Source organism: Pseudomonas sp. YL2, from assembly GCF_023063025.1.
Taxonomy (GTDB): domain Bacteria; phylum Pseudomonadota; class Gammaproteobacteria; order Pseudomonadales; family Pseudomonadaceae; genus Aquipseudomonas; species Aquipseudomonas putida_A.
The window spans coordinates 105,953-126,739 of record NZ_JAJSLU010000003.1; the positions used below are offsets into that span (position 1 = coordinate 105,953).

The 20,787-nt window shown below is 60.8% G+C and carries 19 protein-coding genes; 2 read left to right on the forward strand and 17 right to left on the reverse strand.

Translation table 11 applies throughout. The features are described 5' to 3' along the window. Positions 1-71 precede the first annotated feature (71 nt). Together ccmB and ccmA are read right to left on the reverse strand one after the other, a co-directional pair. Positions 72-740 (reverse strand): heme exporter protein CcmB, encoded by a 669-nt coding sequence (ccmB, locus tag LVD08_RS05815; protein WP_003222942.1) that lies wholly within the window; start codon positions 738-740, stop codon positions 72-74. Next, the gene (gene ccmA / locus LVD08_RS05820) at positions 737-1,372 is read right to left on the reverse strand and encodes a cytochrome c biogenesis heme-transporting ATPase CcmA (RefSeq protein ID WP_145593019.1); all 636 of its coding nucleotides are present in this window, start codon (positions 1,370-1,372) and stop codon (positions 737-739) included. Before ccmA ends, ccmB begins: the two co-directional genes overlap by 4 nt. A 197-nt stretch (positions 1,373-1,569) precedes the next feature. On the opposite strand from ccmA, the gene fliK reads away from it, so the two are divergent. Both fliK and LVD08_RS05830 read left to right on the forward strand, forming a co-directional pair. Then, positions 1,570-3,150 carry a flagellar hook-length control protein FliK gene (gene fliK, locus LVD08_RS05825; RefSeq protein ID WP_247267699.1) on the forward strand — a complete coding sequence of 527 codons (1,581 nt, stop codon included), beginning with the start codon at positions 1,570-1,572 and terminating at the stop codon, positions 3,148-3,150. After that, complete coding sequence (locus LVD08_RS05830; RefSeq protein WP_247267700.1) at positions 3,147-3,476, forward strand: EscU/YscU/HrcU family type III secretion system export apparatus switch protein; 330 nt, start codon at positions 3,147-3,149, stop codon at positions 3,474-3,476. The genes fliK and LVD08_RS05830 overlap by 4 nt, the downstream gene beginning before the upstream one ends. A gap of 45 nt (positions 3,477-3,521) precedes the next feature. Here LVD08_RS05830 and LVD08_RS05835 read toward each other — a convergent pair whose 3' ends face one another. From LVD08_RS05835 to flhA, 15 genes are all read right to left on the reverse strand, one after another. Further along, the gene (locus LVD08_RS05835; RefSeq protein ID WP_247267701.1) at positions 3,522-5,963 is read right to left on the reverse strand and encodes an RICIN domain-containing protein; all 2,442 of its coding nucleotides are present in this window, start codon (positions 5,961-5,963) and stop codon (positions 3,522-3,524) included. Positions 5,964-6,199: 236 nt separating this feature from the next. Continuing rightward, the gene (locus LVD08_RS05840; RefSeq protein ID WP_007961680.1) at positions 6,200-6,592 is read right to left on the reverse strand and encodes a DUF2802 domain-containing protein; all 393 of its coding nucleotides are present in this window, start codon (positions 6,590-6,592) and stop codon (positions 6,200-6,202) included. Next, positions 6,593-7,078: a chemotaxis protein CheW gene (locus LVD08_RS05845; RefSeq protein WP_003222936.1), complete on the reverse strand. Its 486-nt coding sequence runs from the start codon at positions 7,076-7,078 to the stop codon at positions 6,593-6,595. It lies immediately after the preceding gene. Positions 7,079-7,168: 90 nt separating this feature from the next. Beyond that, entirely contained in the window at positions 7,169-8,155 is a 987-nt protein-coding gene (locus LVD08_RS05850) for a CheW domain-containing protein (protein WP_247267702.1), read from the reverse strand. A gap of 2 nt (positions 8,156-8,157) precedes the next feature. Then, positions 8,158-8,946: a ParA family protein gene (locus tag LVD08_RS05855; protein ID WP_247267703.1), complete on the reverse strand. Its 789-nt coding sequence runs from the start codon at positions 8,944-8,946 to the stop codon at positions 8,158-8,160. Between the two features lie 43 nt (positions 8,947-8,989). Then, positions 8,990-9,880 (reverse strand): flagellar motor protein MotD, encoded by an 891-nt coding sequence (motD, locus tag LVD08_RS05860; protein WP_027613922.1) that lies wholly within the window; start codon positions 9,878-9,880, stop codon positions 8,990-8,992. A 15-nt stretch (positions 9,881-9,895) separates the two neighbouring features. Beyond that, the gene (locus LVD08_RS05865) at positions 9,896-10,636 is read right to left on the reverse strand and encodes a flagellar motor protein (protein WP_007967839.1); all 741 of its coding nucleotides are present in this window, start codon (positions 10,634-10,636) and stop codon (positions 9,896-9,898) included. Continuing rightward, positions 10,636-11,772, reverse strand: coding sequence for a protein-glutamate methylesterase/protein-glutamine glutaminase (locus tag LVD08_RS05870; protein ID WP_095139385.1), 1,137 nt, complete (start codon positions 11,770-11,772; stop codon positions 10,636-10,638). Before LVD08_RS05870 ends, LVD08_RS05865 begins: the two co-directional genes overlap by 1 nt. A gap of 49 nt (positions 11,773-11,821) precedes the next feature. Further along, the gene (locus LVD08_RS05875; protein ID WP_247267704.1) at positions 11,822-14,104 is read right to left on the reverse strand and encodes a chemotaxis protein CheA; all 2,283 of its coding nucleotides are present in this window, start codon (positions 14,102-14,104) and stop codon (positions 11,822-11,824) included. A 54-nt stretch (positions 14,105-14,158) separates the two neighbouring features. Then, positions 14,159-14,947: a protein phosphatase CheZ gene (locus LVD08_RS05880; RefSeq protein WP_027613919.1), complete on the reverse strand. Its 789-nt coding sequence runs from the start codon at positions 14,945-14,947 to the stop codon at positions 14,159-14,161. 17 nt (positions 14,948-14,964) lie between these two features. Next, positions 14,965-15,336: a chemotaxis response regulator CheY gene (locus LVD08_RS05885; RefSeq protein ID WP_024012118.1), complete on the reverse strand. Its 372-nt coding sequence runs from the start codon at positions 15,334-15,336 to the stop codon at positions 14,965-14,967. A 165-nt stretch (positions 15,337-15,501) separates the two neighbouring features. Next, positions 15,502-16,242, reverse strand: a complete 741-nt coding sequence (gene fliA / locus LVD08_RS05890) for an RNA polymerase sigma factor FliA (protein ID WP_007920004.1) — start codon at positions 16,240-16,242, stop codon at positions 15,502-15,504. Further along, entirely contained in the window at positions 16,239-17,069 is an 831-nt protein-coding gene (gene fleN, locus LVD08_RS05895; RefSeq protein ID WP_003222917.1) for a flagellar synthesis regulator FleN, read from the reverse strand. The genes fliA and fleN overlap by 4 nt, the downstream gene beginning before the upstream one ends. A 113-nt stretch (positions 17,070-17,182) precedes the next feature. Then, the gene (gene flhF, locus LVD08_RS05900; RefSeq protein ID WP_095139383.1) at positions 17,183-18,523 is read right to left on the reverse strand and encodes a flagellar biosynthesis protein FlhF; all 1,341 of its coding nucleotides are present in this window, start codon (positions 18,521-18,523) and stop codon (positions 17,183-17,185) included. 11 nt (positions 18,524-18,534) lie between these two features. Then, the gene (flhA, locus tag LVD08_RS05905; RefSeq protein WP_027613918.1) at positions 18,535-20,664 is read right to left on the reverse strand and encodes a flagellar biosynthesis protein FlhA; all 2,130 of its coding nucleotides are present in this window, start codon (positions 20,662-20,664) and stop codon (positions 18,535-18,537) included. Between the last annotated feature and the right edge of the window lie 123 nt (positions 20,665-20,787).

Here is a 20,787-nt window from a genome sequence, read left to right on the forward strand (position 1 = left end):
CCATCACGGGTGCCGCTCATCGGTGTGAGCAGTCTCAGGGTCTTTGCTGGTTAAATTTTAACCAGACCTCATTATTCGCCGACGCTGATCTTCAGGCCAGCAGCTATTGCAAAAGGTGTCAGGGTGATCGCCAGGGCGGTCAGGCTACCCAGCCACAGCAGATACCCGGTCGCCGGCATGCCTTGCAAGGCGGCCTGCAAGGCGCCACTGCCCAGGATCAACACCGGGATGTACAACGGCAGAATCAGCAACGCCAGCAATAGGCCGCCGCGTTTCAAACCAACCGTCAGCGCCGCGCCCACCGCACCGAGCAGGCTCAGCACCGGTGTACCCAGCAGCAACGACAACAGCAACACCGGCAGGCAGGCGACCGGCAAACCGAGCATCAACGCCAGCAACGGCGAGAGCAGAACCAGTGCCAGTCCCGAGAACAGCCAGTGTGCCAGCACCTTGGCCAGCACCAGTAGGGGCAGCGGGTGCGGCGAAAGGACCCACTGTTCCAGGGAGCCATCTTCGAAATCACTGCGAAACAGTCCGTCCAGCGAAAGCAGGACCGACAACAACGCGGCCACCCAGACTAACCCCGGGGACAGGTTTTGCAAGACTTGAGTTTCCGGGCCGACGGCCAGCGGGAACAAGGCGATGACGATGGCGAAGAAAATCAGCGGATTGGCCAGTTCCGCCGGGCGACGAAACAGCAAACGGGACTCACGGGCAACCAGCAGGCCGAACACACTCATACTGCCCAGTTCCCCAGATCGATATCGCGATAACCGGCCGGCATCCGGCTCAGCGTGTGGTGCGTGGTCAACACCACCAGACCGCCGCGCTCGCAGTGCCCGGCCAAGTGCTCTTCAAGCTGCGCCACGCCCTGTTTGTCGAGCGCGGTGAACGGCTCGTCGAGAATCCACAGCGGCGGGCTGTCCAGATACAGCCGCGCCAGCGCCACGCGGCGTTGCTGACCGGCGGACAGGGTGTGGCAGGGAACGTCTTCGAATCCGCGCAATCCTACGGCTGCCAGTGCCTGCCAGATCGCCTCGCGCTCGGCCGGCCGATGCAGGGCGCAGAGCCAGGACAGGTTCTCTTCCGGGGTCAGCAGGTCCTTGATCCCGGCAGCGTGGCCGATCCACAACAGGTTGCGCGCCAGTTCGCTCGGTTGTGCAGTCAAGGGCTGGCCGTTGAGCAGCACTTGACCGCTGGTCGGCTGCATCAACCCGGACAACAGACGCAGCAGGCTGGTCTTGCCGCTGCCGTTGGGGCCGCTGATCTGCACCATATCGCCACTGGCCAGTGTCAATTCGAGATTTTCGAAGAGCAGCCGCAGGTCTCGCTCACAGGCAAGGGCAACGGTTTGCAGGACAGGACTGGTCAAGGGATCACGGGCCTTATACGGTTCAAGTCGGCTCTGGCGCGGCCGTTAAAGAGATGCAGGATAAATGCAATGACGGTGCGAAGCAGAGAGCTGGATCAAACAATTGCTATGTTTTCTGAACGAAGCGCAAGACGCGCGGCATTATACATGCCGTGCCTTACTCCCAAGAGCGCAATTTCCTCAGGTTGTGTCCGCGTATGACAGGCGAAATGAACATCCTCCCGCTGCCGCCCACCACCCCGGCGAACACGCGTCCGCTGGTGATGAGCGGTGAGTTGCTCAAGCTGTTGACCCCGGTCGAAGGCCTGATCGGCGCCGGGCAAAGCGCTCAGGCCGAGGTGTTGTCACTCAAGCAGGCGGATCAGACCTTTCAACTGCTGCTCAAGGTCACCGTCGACGGCGGTCGGCAGACCACCGTGCAAGCCAGCAGCAACCTGCCGTTGCCGACCGGCACCAACCTGGCCGTCACTCAGCCGTCGGCGGGCAATCTGGCGATCACCGTGCAACAGGCGATTGCCAGCAGCGTCGCCGCCCTCACCCGCATCGACACCGCGCAGTTGCCGGTCGGCACGCTGCTGCAAGGCAAGGTGCTGACCTCGCAGACACTGCCGCAAGTGCCGGGACAGCCGACGGTGTACCGCTCGCTGGTGAGCCTGCTCAACACCGCGCAGAGCGGTGCCACGCTGGACATCGACAGCCCGACGCCGCTGCGCATCGGCACTCTGCTCTCGGCACTGGTCGAAGATTCGCAAACCCTCAAGTTCGTGCCGCTGAGCAGCCGCCAGGAGCAATTGGCGGTGAGCCAGCAACTGCTCGGCCAGCAGAGTCGCCAAGGTTCGCTGGACGGTTTGCTCAATGCTCTGCAAAACCTGCCGAGCGACGACGATCAGACCTCACAGGATCTGCGCGCTGCCGTCGTGCGTCTGCTCGCCAACCTGCCCGATGTGCAGCAGATGAGCAGCGCCAAAGGCGTGGCCCTGGCACTGGCCAACAGCGGCGCCTTCCTCGAAGCCAAATTGCTGACCGGACAAAATCCTGCGCTGGCCCCGGACATGAAAGCCGATCTGCTCAAGCTGATCGCTCAGCTGTCGCCGGGCGCACCGGGCAATGCCAGTTTCAACGCGATCATCGCCGCCAACACCCTGGCGCAGGCGCTGCCGAGTTTCGTGCGCAACGCACTTGGCACCCTCGGCCAGGTCAGCGCCAAACCCGTGCCGAGCAGTTTTCCGCTGCCCGACCGCTTGCTGCAAAGCCAGGACGGTGAAGCTGACCTGGAACATCTGCTGCGTCTCGCTGCAGCCGCCGTGTCGCGCCTGCAAAGCCATCAGCTGTCGAGCCTGGAACAGACCGGAGTCACCGACGACGGCCGCCTGCTCAGCACCTGGCAGCTGGAAATCCCCATGCGCAATCTGCAGGACATCGTGCCGTTGCAGGTCAAGTTTCAGCGCGAAGAAGCGCCGGAAAGAGAACCGCAACCCAACGAACGCCGTGACGAACGCGAGCCCAGACAGCAGCTGTGGCGCGTCGACCTGGCGTTCGACATGGAGCCGTTGGGGCCGATGCAGATTCAGGCGCAGTTGATTGCCGGCAGCCTGTCGAGCCAGCTCTGGGCCGAACGCCCATACACCGCCGACCTGATCGGCAATAATCTGTTCGCCCTGCGCCAGCGCCTGCTCGATCGCGGGCTGAATGTCGGCGATCTCGACTGCCACCTCGGCACCCCGCCGCAAGGCAATCAAACCCGCCTCGAACACCGCTGGGTCGATGAAACCGCATGAACGATTCCACTGCTCCACGCCAGGCCATCGCCCTCAAATACGACGGCAACCACGCCCCGACCCTCACAGCTAAGGGCGACGATGAACTGGCCGAAGAAATCCTGCGCATTGCCCGCGACTGCGAAGTGCCGATCTATGAAAACGCCGAGCTGGTACGGCTGTTGGCGCGCATGGAACTGGGCGACAGCATCCCCGAGGAGCTGTACCGCACCATCGCCGAGATCATCGCGTTTGCGTGGAACCTGAAAGGGAAATTCCCCGAGGGACAGGACCCGGATGCGCCGATGGTCGAGAAGGACGTTACCGAACGCGGGGCTGATTACTAGGCCGCGCCGGATACAGGCTCAAGTGCACGCGTCCTCGCTCGCTATTCAATTCAAGCGCGCTCGCCACTGCAGGTTCGCCCATTCAAACCGTGGTGAAAGTCCATAATCCTTGATCTCGAGGGGCATACCTTGCTCGGACAGATTCAGTGCCTTGAAGCCAACTTTCCCGATTCGCCAGTAATACTCATACACAGGATCGTTGACGCGATAGGGAAGCAGGATCTGCCTGCCCGTCCCCAGCCCGTAAGGCCGCACGTCGGCCCAATTAAGCACGCTCGTCTCGAAAGCCGGAGACGAAGGCTCTTCGAACTCTCCGCCGCCAAGATTTGCGACTTTCCAGAAATTGATATCACTACCGTCTGATCGAGCGTGCAGCACCCATACATCGGTCAGTTTGGTAATCGGCGAATCCAGCACTGCGGTCTTTGAACGCGCAGAATAGAAGCCCGGCAACTCCAAGGCTTTCTCAAAATCCAGAGAACGGCCGCTGCTCCTGTAGGTGAGCAGCTTCAAGAACTGTGCACTTGAATCAACAGCGAGCACATCATCCTTGCCATCGCTGTCCAGCCTGGCGCTGTAGAAATGGACCGGCAATGGGTTTTTTCGAGCATCTCCCCAGTGAGCAGGAACGCCCAGACTCGCCCCTTTATTCTCCATCAGCCAGAAATCGGACACTGTGTTATTCAGGGTTTGCACGATCAACACATCTTGCTTGCCGAAGCCCCTGAAGTCGCCAGCCAGATATTGCTGAGCTTGCCGGTAGGCATGTCCTTGCGGAACCGAACGCCAGATAACCGGATCAGCAAAATGCCCGCCTTCATTCTTCAATAGCCTGAAAATGGTTTCGTCAGCTTTTCCGGGCGATATCGCCATCAGATCAGCCTTGCCGTCACCGGTGAAATCAGCCAGCAGATAGCGCGTAGCGTCGTAGCAAATGGCTGTAGCACACCCGGAATCAAAAGAGTCTGGATCAAATGGAAGTCTGTCCTCATACCATTTCTCGGATGCAATCGCGTCTGCGTCCAGCGACGTGACCCAAATATCGACACCTGGACCATCCTCCCGGCGCTGCACTTGCACCGTCCGGTTCGTCCCGTCACCGATGACATCCCCCGTCAGCGCCACTTCCATCGAATCATTGCTGTCGATGTTATCGATGCTGCGCACCCACAACGTAGAACCCGCAAACTCCCTGCAATCCGCTATCAAGCTCGGCTGTACTCCGTCCAGACATTGCCCCTGCGCTCCGGGAACATAAATTTTCCCGAAATCCCACGGAGTCCAGTGTTGAGAGGGCTCACTGCTTTCACATGCGCGTTCGATCAATTGGCCATTCTGACGCGCTATGCAATGGCCAGAGGCTGTTTTCAGCAGTGCAACTCCCCTGCTCGCGCCGACTGCAATGTCGGAGGGCACAAACGCCCAGCGCTGGTCAGCGTCTGGCTCACATCCATCCAGTGTCACCTGCTGCCCCAATCCATTGGAAACCAGGCACTGTTGCGTCTGGAAATTGACTAGCGGTCTGAAAGGGATATTCACCAGTGGCCCGGCGGCGTGAGCATGGCTGAGCGTGAAATTGAGTCGCGCCACCCAATTGCCATTCCAGGTGGCTTCACTGTACGCACTGCTGACTGGCTCAGCCCCTTCAAAATGAAAGTAACTGGCGACAACATGCCGTTTAGCCTGCACCGCTGCCGGGTCCACGTTAGGAGCGACGGCCGCCGAGGGATAGGTCTCGTGATAAACCACCGGGATATCTGCACTGATCCCGCGCAAGGCCAGGCGCGTCAAACGTGCCGAATAAATATGATCAGGATGCTCCGTGTACGGAACGGTATCCGGATTGAGTGCATACACCCGGGTGGCTCCTTCATTGACGATCAGCTCAGTCAAGAGCTGCACAAAAGATGTTCGACTGTAGAGGTTTACCGGACCTGAAGCCGAGTCCAGATAGGGCCAACTCCGAACAGTTTTATCGAGGTCGAGCAAATCGGCCAGCGGCACATCTCCACCACGAACGTCCCCCCCCGGCACACGCAAAAATATGAGCTTCAATCCAGGTCGCTCATTGGCCTTGACGCTCATCACAATGGCTGAATCAGTGAATATCAGGTAAGGCGTCCATCCGGTCGCAAAACCCAGCATTTTTTCATAGGCTTTTCTCGACGCGCTTTCGCGCTTCAACACATAGTCGAAACCGGCGCCAGAACTGCCACCGTTCATGAAGATACTGGTCACACAGCCGCCGGCAGCCAGAACTTGCGAAATCCGCGGATCAATAAACAGCAGATCGTCGTCCATATGCGCAACGACATTGACCAGGTGGACACCGTGACAATTTTGCCGGTCGGCAATATCGGCTTCTGGAGCAAGCCTGCTGACCTGAGCCTGACAAGCCGTCAGGAGCAGCACGACTGCCAGCCACAGGGCGGCAACACCGGGTGACCGGACTTTTTTCACGCGCTCGATTCTGGCTGGCAAATGCATACCCACTCCACGATTGGCTGGATCGGTGAATTGGCGATCAGACGCGTCTGCCTGAAAAAGCCGACGGGACTATCGCGAGTCACGAGAAGTGTGAGGAGCGATGAGCGAAATTCTCTACTGTCAGAAATACCAGTTCAGATAGACGGTCATGGGCGAATCAGGCAACAAAATCGAGCGCAAAAAAAATCGCCGGCATGACCGGCGATTCTTATTCAAATGACATGCCTCTACGCATATCAGCTTCTGTGCAGCTTGCGCATCAACTCCGCCTCGGCCTGGGTCAAGCCGCAGGACTGGGTCAGCTCATCGACGCTCGCGCCCATGCCCACCAGTTTCGCCGCCTGGGCGAACGAAAGGCTCGACGGGTCGCGTTGTTCCAGCGCGACAATCTTGTCCGGCAACGGGCCGACGACCGAGCGCAGCTCGTGCAGGGCTTCGCCCATGCGCACGTTGCCGTTCTGATAGTCGTCGACACGCTTGGCCAGGTCCTTGATGCGCTGGTCACGCAGCGCATCGCCCTGGGCCTGTTGCGCAGCGATCACCCGCTGCGCCTTGATGTACGCCAGAAACATTGCCAGCGTGCCTGCCCAAAAGAGGAACAGGACAATGACCGCTACCTCGAGAATCAATCAGATGCTCTCCAGTTCCGACCATTCTTCTTCGCTCATCATCTTGTCCAGCTCGACCAGGATCAGCAACTCGTTGTTCTTGTTGCACACGCCCTGGATGAACTTGGCCGACTCTTCGTTGCCGACGTTCGGCGCAGTCTCGATTTCCGACTGACGCAGGTAAACCACTTCGGCCACGCTGTCGACCATGATCCCGACCACTTGCTTGTCGGCTTCGATGATGACGATACGGGTGTTGTCGCTGATCTCGCCGCTGTTCAGGCCGAAGCGCTGACGGGTGTCGATCACGGTGACCACGTTACCGCGCAGGTTGATGATGCCCAGCACGTAGCTTGGCGCACCCGGTACCGGCGCGATTTCGGTGTAACGCAGGACTTCCTGAACGCGCATCACGTTGATGCCGTAGGTTTCGTTGTCCAGCTTGAAGGTCACCCATTGCAGGATCGGATCTTCAGAACCTTTTGCATTCGTCGCCTGACTACTCATACCCTGACCCCTCGAAAAAACCGCACTGGGCGGTGTGTGTTCTGTGTGGAGGCATTGAACAATGCCTTCGCCTGACTGTTATGTCGGCTGCTATGTCGATTTATGTAGCGGCTTGTGGCCGCCCAAGTGCTTTGCCCCGCCGCTGGCGATCAACTCGGCCAGCGCGGCTACATCAAGTAATGCACACATGTGCTCGATCACCGTGCCGGCAAGCCATGGCCGCTGACCCCGGTGACTTCTCCATTTGATTTCATTCGGATCCAGACGCAACGAACGGCTGACCTGATGCACCGCCAGGCCCCACTCGTAGCCTTGTACCGAAATCACGTACTGCAGGCCCTGACGGAAGTCATCGCGATAGCGATCCGGCATGACCCAACGCGCCGTGTCCAACACTTTCAGATTGCCGGCCTGGCTCGGCAGAATCCCGAGGAACCATTCCGGCTGCCCGAACAGCGGCGTCAACTCGTGGCCGGCCAGCGAATAGATCGAACCGAGGCACACCAGCGGCACCGCCAGTGTCAGTCCGGCAACATCGAACAACAGGCATTCGAAGGCTTCCGAAGCCCAGGCCGGACGGCCATCGGTTTCCACCGGTGGCGGCGTGTTGCTCGGTGGCAGGTGCACTTCCACCACTGGCGGCACCAGCGTCTGTTCGACGGGTGCCGGTGCCACCGGCGCCGGTTCGGCCACGACCGGTTCCGGCGCGGTTTTCAGCAATTGGGTTTGCAGCAGCGGTGCGAGTGTCGACACCGGCGCGCGGGGTGGCTCGGCTTCTTCGATCAACGCCACTGGCGCCTTGGCGATCGGTGCGGCGGCAGGCGCGGCAACCGGTGCGGCGGCAGGCGCGGCAACCGGGGCGGCAGGTTTGGTGGTTTTCTGCGCATCACGCGCCTGCTCTTCCAGTACCGCAGCCTGGAATTCATCCAGCGCCGCAGCGCTTTCGACCACCTCGACCGGCGCCTCGACCGGCACTTCCACCGGCGGCAACTCGTCAGGGATTTCCTGCAGCAGGCTGTCCAGATAGGACTGCAACGCCAGTTGCGGACGCGACGTCAGTTTGATCGGCCGATTCATGCTCAAGCCACCTGCGGAACAAGTTGTTGCGCCAGCAGATGCTTGAGCAGCGCGCGGTAAGCCAGCACGCCACGACTCTTGCCGTCGAACTGCGAAGGCGTGACCCCGGCCCGGCTGGCGTCGCGCAGACGCGTGTCGACCGGGATGTAACCCTGCCAGATATCTTCCGGGAATTTGTCACGCAGCACGCGCAAGGTGCCCAGCGACGCTTGGGTGCGGCGGTCGAACAGGGTCGGCACGATGCTGAACGGCAGCGCCTGTTTGCGCGAGCGGTTGATCATCGCCAGGGTGTTGACCATGCGCTCCAGACCTTTGACGGCCAGGTGCTCGGTCTGCACCGGGATCACCAGTTGCTGGCTCGCGGCCAGGGCGTTGACCATCAGCACACCGAGCAACGGCGGGCTGTCGATGATCGCGTAATCGAAATCCTGCCACAGCTGCGCCAGACTCTTGGCGATCACCAGGCCCAAACCACTCTGCCCCGGCGACTGGCGCTCAAGGGTGGCGAGTGCGGTACTCGACGGCAACAGGGAGATGCGTTCGTCGCTGGTCGACAGCAGCAGCTGCCCGGGCAAGCCTTGCGGCACGCTGCCCTTGTGCAGAAACAGGTCGTAGTTGCTGTGTTCCAGGCTGTCGGGGTCGTAGCCGAAATAGCTGGTCATCGAGCCGTGCGGGTCGAGATCGACCACAACCACGCGCTTGCCCGCCTCCGCCAGCAATCCGGCTAAAGCGATGGAAGATGTGGTTTTACCGACACCACCCTTTTGATTGGCGACTGCCCAGACTCTCATTCGGTTCGTTCCTCCCGGTCGAGATGCTCGACCGAGACATAGCTCAGCGTATTAATGCGGGCGACGGAGAATTGACGGCACTCTCGCGTCCCGGCGTCTTGACCGGGGACGGTGCAGTTTGTGTGCCAGCGCGCTTCAATGCCGCGTCCGGTTGTGCATTGGCAGTACCGGTACCGGTCAGACTGCGGCGCACATCGAGGTTGCGCGACACCACCAGCACCACACGACGATTCTTCGCCCGACCTTCGGCGGTGGCGTTGTTGGCCACCGGCTGAAACTCACCGTAACCCACCGAGGCCAGACGGCCAGGGTTCACGCCCTGCATCGCCAGCATCCGAACGATACTCGCCGAACGCGCCGAGGACAGTTCCCAGTTGGTCGGGTACTGCGCGGTGCGGATCGGCTGATCGTCGGTGAAGCCTTCGACGTGAATCGGGTTGTCGAACGGTTTGAGGATCGCCGCGACCTTGTCGATGATGTTGAACGCGATATCACTCGGCATTGCGTCGCCACTGCCGAACAACAGGCTGGAATTGAGTTCGATCTCGACCCACAACTCGTTGCCGCGCACGGTCATCTGGTTGGAAGCGATCAAGTCGCCGAACGCGGCACTGATGTCATCGGCAATGCTTTTCAGCGGATCGCTGGCCCCGGCGATACCGGCATCGACCTGCTCGCTATCCTTGACCAGCGGCTTGGCCGGGGTCACGGTTTTCGGCCGTTCCTCACCGATCGGGATCGGCTTGAGCGAGCGATCGGAGTCGGTGAAAACCCCGATCAGCGCCTCGGAAATGACCTTGTACTTGCCTTCGTTGATCGACGAGATGGAATACATCACCACGAAGAACGCGAACAGCAGCGTGATGAAATCCGCGTAGGACACGAGCCAGCGCTCGTGATTAACGTGTTCTTCCTGATGCCTGCGGCGAGCCATAGTCCATTACCCCCATCAATCCATGAAGCCCTGAAGCTTCAGCTCGATAGAGCGAGGGTTTTCACCTTCGGCGATCGACAAAATACCTTCCAACAACATTTCGCGATAACGCGACTGCCGCAACGCGATTGACTTGAGCTTGGCCGCCACCGGCAGCAACACCAGGTTGGCACTGGCCACGCCGTAGATGGTCGCAACGAATGCCACGGCAATGCCGCTGCCCAACTGCGTCGGATCAGCGAGGTTGCCCATCACATGAATCAGGCCCATTACCGCACCGATGATGCCGATGGTCGGCGCGTAGCCGCCCATGCTTTCGAAGACTTTGGCCGCTTCGATGTCGCGGGCTTCCTGAGTGTAGAAATCCACTTCGAGGATGCTGCGGATCGCTTCCGGCTCGGCGCCATCGACCAGCAGTTGCAGGCCCTTGCGCGAGTAGTTGTCCGGTTCGGCATCGGCCACGCCTTCCAGCCCGAGCAAGCCTTCCTTGCGTGCGGTGAGGCTCCAGTTGACCACGCGGTCGATGCCGCCGGCCAGGTCCACCCGTGGCGGAAACAGGATCCAGGCGAGAATCTGCATGGCGCGCTTGAACGCGCTCATCGGCGATTGCAGCAGCGCGGCACCGATGGTGCCCCCGAGCACGATCAGCGCCGCCGGGCCGTTGGCCAGCGCGCCGAGGTGTCCGCCCTCAAGGAAGTTGCCGCCGATGATGGCGACGAACGCCAGGATAATCCCGATAAGGCTTAAAACATCCATCAGATACACGCCTCGACGATGTGCTTGCCGATGTCGTCCAGGCCATACACCGCGTCAGCCAGATCGGCTTTGACGATGGCCATCGGCATGCCGTAGATCACGCAGCTTGCTTCGTCTTGTGCCCATACCGAGCTGCCGCCCTGTTTGAGCAGACGCGCGCCTTCGCGGCCGTCGGCGCCCATGCCGGTGAGGACCACCGCCAGAACTTTGTCACCGTAGGACTTGGCTGCGGAACCGAAGGTGATGTCCACGCACGGCTTGTAGTTCAGACGCTCGTCGCCCGGCAGGATTTTCACCGCGCCACGGCCGTCGATCATCATCTGCTTGCCACCCGGAGCCAGCAGCGCCAGGCCCGGACGCAGGATGTCGCCATCCTCGGCTTCCTTGACGCTGATGCGGCACAGCTTGTCCAGACGCTCGGCAAACGCCTTGGTGAACGCCGCCGGCATGTGCTGGATCAGCACGATCGGCGCCGGGAAGTTCGCCGGCAACTGGGTCAGCACCCGTTGCAGGGCAACCGGGCCGCCGGTCGAAGTCCCGATGGCAACCAGCTTGTAGGCTTTGCGCTTTGGTGCCGGCGACGACGCGCTGGCGGCTGGCGCACGAGCAGGTGCCGGAGCAGGCGCCGGACGCGTTGGAGCAGCAGCGCTGTGGCTGCTGAAGCTCGATGCCGCCGGGGCTGGCGCAGGCGTCGGTGCAGCGGCCGGAGCCGGCGCACTGTAGGCACTGAAACGACGATTACTGCGCGAGATGCTGTGGACCTTCTCGCACAGCAGTTGCTTGACCTTCTCGGGATTGCGCGAGATGTCTTCGAAATTCTTCGGCAGGAAATCCACCGCGCCGGCGTCCAGCGCATCCAGGGTGACCCGGGCGCCTTCGTGCGTCAGCGAGGAGAACATCAACACCGGGGTCGGGCAGCGCTGCATGATGTGCCGCACCGCCGTGATGCCATCCATCATCGGCATCTCGTAGTCCATGGTGATCACGTCCGGCTTGAGGGCCAGGGCCTGATCGATCGCCTCTTTACCGTTGGTGGCCGTACCGACCACCTGGATGCTCGGATCCGCTGAAAGAATTTCCGAGACGCGGCGGCGGAAAAAACCCGAATCGTCCACCACCAGGACTTTGACTGCCATAAACACTCCATTAGGTGCAGCGGGACGTCGTCGCCCCGCTGCCCCGGATTCAAATACGCTTCGTCGCGTAACGCTTGAGCATGCTTGGAACATCGAGAATCAGCGCGATGCGGCCGTCACCGGTGATGGTGGCGCCGGACATGCCCGGAGTGCCCTGCAGCATTTTGCCCAATGGCTTGATGACCACTTCTTCCTGGCCGACCAGTTGATCGACGACGAAGCCGATCCGCTGGGTGCCCACCGAAAGGATCACCACATGGCCTTCGCGCTGCTCTTCGTGAGCGGCGGAGCTGACCAGCCAGCGCTTGAGGTAGAACAATGGCAGCGCCTTGTCCCGCACGATCACCACTTCCTGTCCATCCACCACGTTGGTGGTCGACAAGTCGAGGTGGAAGATTTCGTTGACGTTGACCAGCGGGAACGCAAACGCCTGATTGCCGAGCATCACCATCAGGGTCGGCATGATCGCCAGCGTCAGCGGCACCTTGATGACGATCTTCGAGCCCTGGCCCTTGGTCGAGTAGATGTTGATCGAACCGTTGAGCTGGGAAATCTTGGTTTTCACCACGTCCATGCCGACACCGCGGCCGGACACGTCGGAGATCTCGGTCTTGGTCGAGAAACCCGGGGCGAAGATCAGGTTGTAGCACTCGGTATCGCTCAGGCGATCGGCCGCGTCCTTGTCCATCACACCGCGTTTTACCGCGATCGAACGCAGGACGTTCGGGTCCATGCCCTTGCCGTCGTCGGAGATCGACAACAGGATGTGATCGCCTTCCTGCTCGGCGGCCAGTACCACGCGACCGCCACGGGCCTTGCCCGAAGCTTCGCGTTCTTCCGGCGATTCGATGCCGTGGTCGACCGCGTTACGCACCAAGTGGACCAACGGGTCGGCCAGGGCCTCGACCAGGTTTTTGTCGAGGTCGGTTTCTTCACCCACCAGTTCCAGATTGATCTCTTTCTTGAGCTGACGCGCGAGGTCGCGAACCAGACGCGGGAAGCGCCCGAAGACCTTCTTGATCGGCTGCATCCGGGTCTTCATCACCGCGGTCTGCAAGTCAGCCGTGACCACGTCGAGGTTCGACACGGCCTTGGACATGGCTTCGTCGCCGCTGTTGAGACCCAGGCGCACCAGACGGTTACGCACCAGCACCAGCTCGCCGACCATGTTCATGATTTCGTCGAGACGCGCGGTATCGACCCGCACGGTGGTCTCGGCTTCGCTGGCCGGTTTTTCCGGTGGCGGAGCAGCGGCGGCACGAGCCGGCGCCGGCGCAGCAGCGGCAGCAGGTTTTGGCGCTTCGGCTTTCGGCTCAGGCTTGGGAGCAGCCTTCGGCGCAGCAGCCGGAGCGGCAGCAGCCTTGGCGGCAGGCGCGGCCACAGTCGACGCGGTGCCCGCAGCAGCGGCGCCAACGTCGGTGAACTTGCCTTTGCCGTGCAGCTCGTCAAGCAGCGATTCGAATTCGTGATCGCTGATCAGATCGCTGCCGGCAGCGGCAGCCGCCGGTGCGGCAGGCGCAACCGGTGCCGAAGCGATAGCCGATTCCAGCGCTTCCACGGCAAAGTTGCCCTTGCCATGCAACTGATCGAGCAGTGCTTCGAATTCGTCGTCGGTGATGTCCGAGCTGTCGCCCGCCGCCGGTGCCGCCGGAGCAGCCGCAGTCGGTGCGACGGCGTCTGGCGCGAACTGGCCTTTGCCGTGCAGTTGATCGAGCAACGACTCGAATTCGGCGTCGGTGATTTCATCGCTGGCGGTCGCATCGGCAGCCGGCGCAGGTGCAGCAGCAGCCGGGGCTTCGGCTTCGGCCTTGACGGCGTTCAGCGAATCCAGCAGCTGTTCAAATTCGTTATCGGTGATGTCGCCCGAATCGCTCGAATCGCCTTCGACGACCAGTTCTTCGATCATCTCGGCCACTGGCGAAGCCGGTGCTTCGTCGGCCGTTTGCGGTTCGGCCAGACGCGCCAGCGCGGCCAGCAGTTCCGGGGTTGCAGCAGTGATCGGTGCACGTTCACGGACTTCGCTGAACATGCTGTTCACCGCGTCCAGTGCTTCAAGCACCACGTCCATCAGTTCTGCATCAACGCGACGCTCACCCTTGCGCAGGATGTCGAACACGTTTTCGGCGATGTGACAGCACTCCACCAGCTCGTTGAGCTGAAGGAAGCCGGCGCCCCCTTTTACAGTGTGGAAACCGCGAAAAATTGCGTTGAGCAGATCTGCGTCATCCGGGCGGCTTTCCAGCTCGACCAGTTGCTCGGACAGTTGCTCAAGAATCTCGCCGGCCTCAACCAGGAAATCCTGAAGGATCTCTTCATCGGCGCCGAAGCTCATTAATGGGGTGCTCCTACAGGTCTAAAAACCCAAAAAACCTAAAATTCCAAAACTCTAGAATCCGAGGCTGGATAACAAATCGTCCACATCGTCCTGACCGGACACAACGTCTTCTCGTTTATCGGCATGAATCTGCGGACCTTCACCCTGCGAGAGATGTTTTTGTGGATCTTTTTCTGCAAGCATCGCGGCACGGTCGTGTTCGATGCCCGCAAAGCGGTCAACCTGACTGGCCATGAGGACGAGTTTGAGCAAATTGCTTTCGACTTCGGTGACCAGTTGGGTCACACGCTTGATCACCTGACCTGTGAGGTCCTGGTAATCCTGAGCCAGCAGGATGTCGTTGAGGTTGCTCGACACCGCACGGTTGTCCGTGCTGCTGCGTGACAGAAAACCGTCGACCCGGCGCGCCAGTTCGCGGAACTCTTCAGCTCCGACCTCACGACGCATGAAGCGGCCCCAATCGGTGCTCAGGGCCTGGGCTTCTTCAGCCAGGCCATTGACTACCGGGGTGGCGCTTTCCACCAGATCCATGGTGCGGTTGGCCGCGGCTTCGGTCAGCTTGACCACATAGCCCAGGCGTTCGGTGGCGTCGGTGATTTGCGACACTTCCTCGGCCTGCGGCATGTGCGGATCGATCTGGAAATTGACGATCGCACTGTGCAGTTCGCGTGTGAGCTTGCCCACTTCCTGATACAGGCCGCGGTCACGGGTCTGATTGAGCTCATGGATCAGTTGCACAGCGTCGCCGAACCTGCCTTTTTCAAGGCTCTCGACCAGTTCGACCGCGTGTTTTTTCAGGGTCGACTCGAAATCGCCCTGTGAAGATTCGTTATGCTCCATAGCTCCCCCGCGCGTCATCAGCCGATGCGTTCGAAAATCTTCTCGATTTTGTCTTTCAACGCCTGAGCCGTGAAAGGTTTGACCACGTAGCCGTTCACACCGGCCTGAGCGGCCTCGATGATTTGCTCGCGCTTGGCTTCAGCGGTCACCATCAGCACCGGCAGATGCTTGAGTTTTTCATCGGCACGCACGTGGCGCAGCAAGTCGATACCGGTCATGCCCGGCATGTTCCAGTCCGTTACCAGAAAGTCGATGCTGCCGCTGTTGAGTACCGGAATGGCGGTAGTGCCATCGTCGGCCTCGACGGTGTTGGTGAACCCGAGATCGCGCAGCAGGTTCTTGATGATCCGCCGCATCGTTGAGAAGTCATCAACGATGAGGATTTTCATGTCTTTGTTCAATTCGACCTCCAAGCAGTCTTAAACGCGCCCAGCACCTGGACGCGCCACTTCAATCAATCGGCGCAGCACTCGAAGACTGTCTGGAGCACAACAGAGCAAGACCGGTGCCGTTCTCACCGCACCAGCCTCGTTCGCAATGTCCCCACACTGCCTTCAGCGCGCTCGCCACTCCCCCAAACGCCCCCGCAAACGGGCCGCGCACTGGCTGTGTAACTGGCTGACCCGCGATTCACTGACGCCAAGGACTTCACCGATCTCCTTGAGGTTCAGCTCTTCGTCGTAGTACAGCGCCAACACCAGTCGCTCACGCTCCGGCAAATTGGCAATCGCGTCCGCCAGCGCCGCCTGGAAGCGTTCATCTTCCAGATCGCGTGACGGCTCAAGATGAGCACTGGCGCCATCCTCGTGCAGCCCTTCGTGTTCGCCGTCCTGCAACAGGTCGTCGAAACTGAACAGCCGGCTGCCCAGGGTGTCATTCAAAATCCCGTAGTAATCGTCGAGACTCAATTGGAGTTCGGCCGCAACCTCGTGATCTTTAGCGTCACGGCCGGTTTTAGCTTCAATTGAGCGAATGGCATCGCTGACCATACGGGTATTGCGGTGAACCGAGCGCGGTGCCCAATCCCCTTTGCGCACTTCATCGAGCATCGCGCCGCGGATCCGGATGCCCGCGTACGTTTCGAAACTGGCGCCTTTGCTGGCGTCATATTTGGTCGAGACTTCGAGCAGGCCGATCATCCCGGCCTGAATCAGGTCTTCAACCTGCACACTCGCCGGCAAGCGCGCCAGCAAGTGATAGGCAATGCGCTTGACCAGTGGCGCGTAACGCTCAATCAACTCGTACTGCGCGTCACGTGCCGACTTCTTGTAGTAGTTCATACCGCTCGCGGTCATAACACAGGCCCTGCTGTTTGCTGCACGAGGCGCTCGACGAAAAACTCAAGGTGGCCACGCGGGTTGGCAGGCAGCGGCCAGGTATCGACCTTCTGCGCGATCGCCTTGAACGCCAGCGCGCACTTGGAACGCGGAAAGGCTTCATAGACCGCTCGCTGCTTCTGCACTGCCTTGCGCACGCTTTCGTCGTACGGCACGGCGCCGACGTATTGTAAGGCGACGTCGAGGAAGCGATCCGTGACCTTGGTCAACTTGGCGAACAGGTTGCGCCCTTCCTGCGGGCTCTGCGCCATGTTGGCCAGCACGCGGAAGCGGTTCATGCCGTAGTCGCGGTTGAGCAGTTTGATCAGCGCGTAGGCGTCGGTGATCGAGGTCGGCTCGTCGCAGACCACCAGCAACACTTCCTGCGCGGCGCGGACAAAACTGACTACCGAGTCACCAATACCCGCAGCGGTGTCGATCACCAGCACATCGAGGTTGTCGCCGATGTCGCTGAAAGCCTGAATTAGACCGGCATGTTGCGCCGGGCTCAGGTGCACCATGCTTTGGGTGCCGGAAGCGGCCGGCACGATGCGGATCCCGCCGGGGCCCTGCAACAGCACGTCGCGCAGCTCACAGCGGCCTTCGATCACATCGGCCAGAGTACGTTTGGGGGTCAGTCCCAGCAGAACGTCGACGTTCGCCAGCCCCAGATCGGCGTCCAGCAGCATGACCCGACGGCCAAGCTCTGCCAGCGCCAGAGACAAGTTCACTGACACGTTAGTCTTGCCGACGCCACCTTTGCCGCCGGTCACCGCGATCACCTGTACGGGATGCATGCTGCCCATGTTATTTCTTTACCTTGTCTTGCATAGACGGAGGCCACATTACTGGCTGCGCGTTCTCAACCGGAACAATGCATGGCAGACCATCGATGTAGGTACAAAAACGGTTCATTACCTCAGCCAACCTGCTTGGTCGGGCTGTGGTAGATATCAGCGAACATGTCAGCCATGGCTTCTTCGCTGGGTTCTTCCTGCATTTGCACGCTGACGGCGCGGCTGACCAGTTGATGACGGCGCGGCAGATGCAGATCATCCGGAATCCGTGGGCCATCGGTCAGGTACGCGACCGGCAGTTCATGACTGATCGCCAGGCTCAACACTTCGCCAAGGCTGGCCGTCTCATCCAGTTTAGTCAGGATGCAGCCGGCTAGCCCGCAACGCTTGTAACTGTGGTACGCGGCGGTTAGAACCTGTTTCTGGCTGGTGGTTGCCAGCACCAGATAATTTTTTGAACGGATGCCACGCCCGGCCAGACTTTCCAGCTGCATGCGCAGGGCCGGATCGCTGGCCTGCAAGCCGGCGGTATCGATCAGCACCACGCGCTTGCGCAGCAGCGGGTCGAGCGCCTGCACCAGCGACTGGCCCGGATCGACGTGGGTCACCGGCACATTGAGAATGCGGCCCAGGGTCTTCAGCTGTTCCTGCGCGCCGATGCGGAAGCTGTCCATGCTCACCAGCGCGACATTCTGCGCGCCGTACTTGAGCACGTAGCGCGCAGCGAGTTTGGCCAGGGTGGTGGTCTTGCCCATGCCGGCCGGACCGACCATGGCAATCACCCCGCCCTCTTCCAGCGGCTCGACTTCCGGTACGGCAATCATTCGCGCCAGGTGCGCGAGCAGCATGCGCCAAGCCTGACGTGGTTCTTCAATATCGGTGATCATCGCCAGCAGATCGCGCGACAACGGCCCGGACAGACCGATGCGTTGCAGACGACGATACAGATTGGCTTGTGCCGGACGGCTGCCTTGCAGCTGATTCCAGGCCAGCGTGCCGAGCTGCACTTCCATCAGCTCACGCAGGCTGTTCAATTCGAAACGCATCGAATCCAGCGCACGCGGATCGACCCCAGCGGCCGCCGGTGCAGGTGCCGGAGCCGGACGCGCCGGGGCGGCGTAAGTCGGTTCGCTCAACGGTTCGGCAGCAGTCAGCGGCAGGCCGGCCGTCAACGGCAGCCCGGCGAACAACTGGCGATTGGTGTTGCCGTCGGCTTCGCCACGCAGGCTCAGCTCGGCCTGAGCAGTAACGATGCGCGACTGGGTCTTGCGCAGCTCGTCCTCGAGTTCCATGTTCGGAACCCGTGGCGCCAGCGCCGACAATTTGTAATCCAGTGCCGCCGTCAGCTCGACGCCGCCGGCAATGCGGCGGTTGCCAATGATGGCGGCATCAGCGCCCAGCTCATCACGAACCAGCTTCATGGCCTGACGCATATCGGCGGCGAAAAAACGCTTAACTTGCATAAACCACTACCTCAGCCGTTGGGCCCTACTGTCGCAACGATGGTCACTTGCTTGTTGTCCGGAATTTCCTGATAGGCCAGCACGTGCAGCCCCGGGACTGCGAGGCGACCGAAACGCGAGAGCATCGCGCGGATCGGGCCTGCTACCAACAGGATCACCGGTTGACCTTGCATTTCCTGGCGCTGCGCCGCTTCGATGAGCGAACGCTGCAGCTTCTCGGCCATGCTTGGCTCCAGCAGAACGCCCTCTTCAGAGCCTTGTCCTGCCTTCTGCAGACTATTGAGCAATATTTGTTCCAACCTTGGTTCCAAGGTGATCACAGGCAGCTCGGAGTCAGTGCCTACAATGCTTTGGACGATGGCGCGGGATACGCCGACGCGTACTGCGGCGACCAAGGCGGCGGTATCTTGACTCTTGGCGGCGTTGTTGGCGATAGCCTCGGCTATGCTGCGGATATCGCGTACCGGCACGTGTTCGGCGAGCAACGCCTGCAGCACTTTGAGCAACTGCGACAGCGAAACCACACCCGGCACCAGCTCTTCAGCCAGTTTCGGCGAGCTTTTGGCCAGCAATTGCATGAGTTGCTGCACTTCCTCGTGGCCGATCAGCTCGCTGGAGTGCTTGTACAGAATCTGGTTCAAGTGGGTCGCGACCACGGTACTGGCGTCGACCACGGTGTAACCGAGCGATTGCGCCTGGGCGCGCTGGCTGACTTCGATCCACACCGCCTCCAGGCCGAAAGCCGGATCTTTGGCGGTAATGCCGTTGAGCGTGCCGTAGACCTGCCCCGGGTTGATCGCCAGTTCGCGATCCGGGTAGATCTCGGCTTCGGCCAGGATCACGCCCATCAGGGTCAGGCGATAGGCGCTCGGCGCCAGATCGAGGTTGTCGCGAATATGCACGGTCGGCATCAGGAAGCCCAGATCCTGCGAGAGCTTCTTGCGCACGCCCTTGATCCGCGCCAGCAACTGACCGCCCTGATTGCGATCCACCAGCGGAATCAGGCGGTAACCGACTTCCAGGCCGATCATGTCGATCGGCGTCACGTCATCCCAGCCCAGCTCCTTGGTTTCCATGGCGCGGGCCGGCGACGGCAACAGTTCCTGCTGACGCTGAACCTCTTGCAGGGCCTGCACCTTGGCGACGTTCTGTTTTTTCCAGAACAGGTACGCACCACCGGCCGCCAGCGCAGCCATGCTCAGGAACGAGAAGTGCGGCATGCCCGGGACCAGACCCATGACCGCCATCAAACCAGCGGCCACCGCCAGCGCTTTTGGCGAGGCGAACATCTGCCGGTTGATCTGTTTGCCCATGTCTTCCGAACCGGAAGCACGGGTCACCATGATCGCTGCCGCTGTCGATAACAACAGTGATGGCAATTGCGCCACCAAACCGTCACCGATGGTCAGCAAGGCGTAAACCTTGCCCGCGTCGGCGAAGGTCATGTTGTGCTGGAAGATACCGACGGCCATACCGCCGATCAGGTTGATGAACAGAATCAGCAGGCCGGCGATGGCGTCACCACGGACGAACTTGCTGGCACCGTCCATGGAACCGTAGAACTCGGCCTCTTGGGCGACTTCCTGACGGCGCGCCTTGGCCTGGTTCTGGTCGATCAGCCCGGCGTTGAGATCGGCGTCGATCGCCATTTGCTTGCCGGGCATCGCATCAAGGGTGAAGCGCGCGCTCACCTCGGAAATCCGCCCGGCACCCTTGGTCACCACGACGAAGTTGATGATCATCAGGATCGCGAACACCACGATACCGACCACGTAGTTACCGCCGATCACCACCTCACCGAAGGCCTGAATCACCTTACCGGCAGCGGCGTGGCCGTCCTGACCGTGGAGCATCACCACCCGCGTCGAGGCCACGTTCAACGCCAGCCGCAGCAGCGTCGCTACCAGCAGAATGGTCGGGAACACCGCGAAATCCAGCGGCCGCAGCGCATACACGCAGACCAGCAGGACGACGATCGACAGGGCGATGTTGAAGGTGAAAAACACGTCCAGCAGGAACGGCGGCACCGGCAACATCATCATCGCCAGCATGACCAGCAGCAACAACGGCACGCCCAGATTGCCTCGACTGAGGTCGGCAACATTCGAGCGAGCAGTGTTGAATAACTGAGAGCGATCCACCGGTTTTCCCCGTTCCTTTAAAGCAAACTTTTGACGCCCAAAGCAGGCGCACGGCGGCTACTGCAAGAAGCCTTCCAACTTTTGCCGGGGATTGAAATTGAGGTTTGCTTCAGGGGAATTGTC

Coding starts and splice junctions, on each gene's coding strand:
- ccmB (WP_003222942.1), bottom strand. CDS start 740: ATGAGTGTGTTCGGCCTGCTGGTTGCCCGTGAGTCCCGTTTGCTGTTT.
- fliK (WP_247267699.1), top strand. CDS start 1,570: ATGACAGGCGAAATGAACATCCTCCCGCTGCCGCCCACCACCCCGGCG.
- LVD08_RS05830 (WP_247267700.1), top strand. CDS start 3,147: ATGAACGATTCCACTGCTCCACGCCAGGCCATCGCCCTCAAATACGAC.
- LVD08_RS05835 (WP_247267701.1), bottom strand. CDS start 5,963: ATGCATTTGCCAGCCAGAATCGAGCGCGTGAAAAAAGTCCGGTCACCC.
- LVD08_RS05845 (WP_003222936.1), bottom strand. CDS start 7,078: ATGAGTAGTCAGGCGACGAATGCAAAAGGTTCTGAAGATCCGATCCTG.
- LVD08_RS05850 (WP_247267702.1), bottom strand. CDS start 8,155: ATGAATCGGCCGATCAAACTGACGTCGCGTCCGCAACTGGCGTTGCAG.
- LVD08_RS05855 (WP_247267703.1), bottom strand. CDS start 8,946: ATGAGAGTCTGGGCAGTCGCCAATCAAAAGGGTGGTGTCGGTAAAACC.
- motD (WP_027613922.1), bottom strand. CDS start 9,880: ATGGCTCGCCGCAGGCATCAGGAAGAACACGTTAATCACGAGCGCTGG.
- LVD08_RS05865 (WP_007967839.1), bottom strand. CDS start 10,636: ATGGATGTTTTAAGCCTTATCGGGATTATCCTGGCGTTCGTCGCCATC.
- LVD08_RS05870 (WP_095139385.1), bottom strand. CDS start 11,772: ATGGCAGTCAAAGTCCTGGTGGTGGACGATTCGGGTTTTTTCCGCCGC.
- LVD08_RS05875 (WP_247267704.1), bottom strand. CDS start 14,104: ATGAGCTTCGGCGCCGATGAAGAGATCCTTCAGGATTTCCTGGTTGAG.
- LVD08_RS05880 (WP_027613919.1), bottom strand. CDS start 14,947: ATGGAGCATAACGAATCTTCACAGGGCGATTTCGAGTCGACCCTGAAA.
- LVD08_RS05885 (WP_024012118.1), bottom strand. CDS start 15,336: ATGAAAATCCTCATCGTTGATGACTTCTCAACGATGCGGCGGATCATC.
- fliA (WP_007920004.1), bottom strand. CDS start 16,242: ATGACCGCGAGCGGTATGAACTACTACAAGAAGTCGGCACGTGACGCG.
- fleN (WP_003222917.1), bottom strand. CDS start 17,069: ATGGGCAGCATGCATCCCGTACAGGTGATCGCGGTGACCGGCGGCAAA.
- flhF (WP_095139383.1), bottom strand. CDS start 18,523: ATGCAAGTTAAGCGTTTTTTCGCCGCCGATATGCGTCAGGCCATGAAG.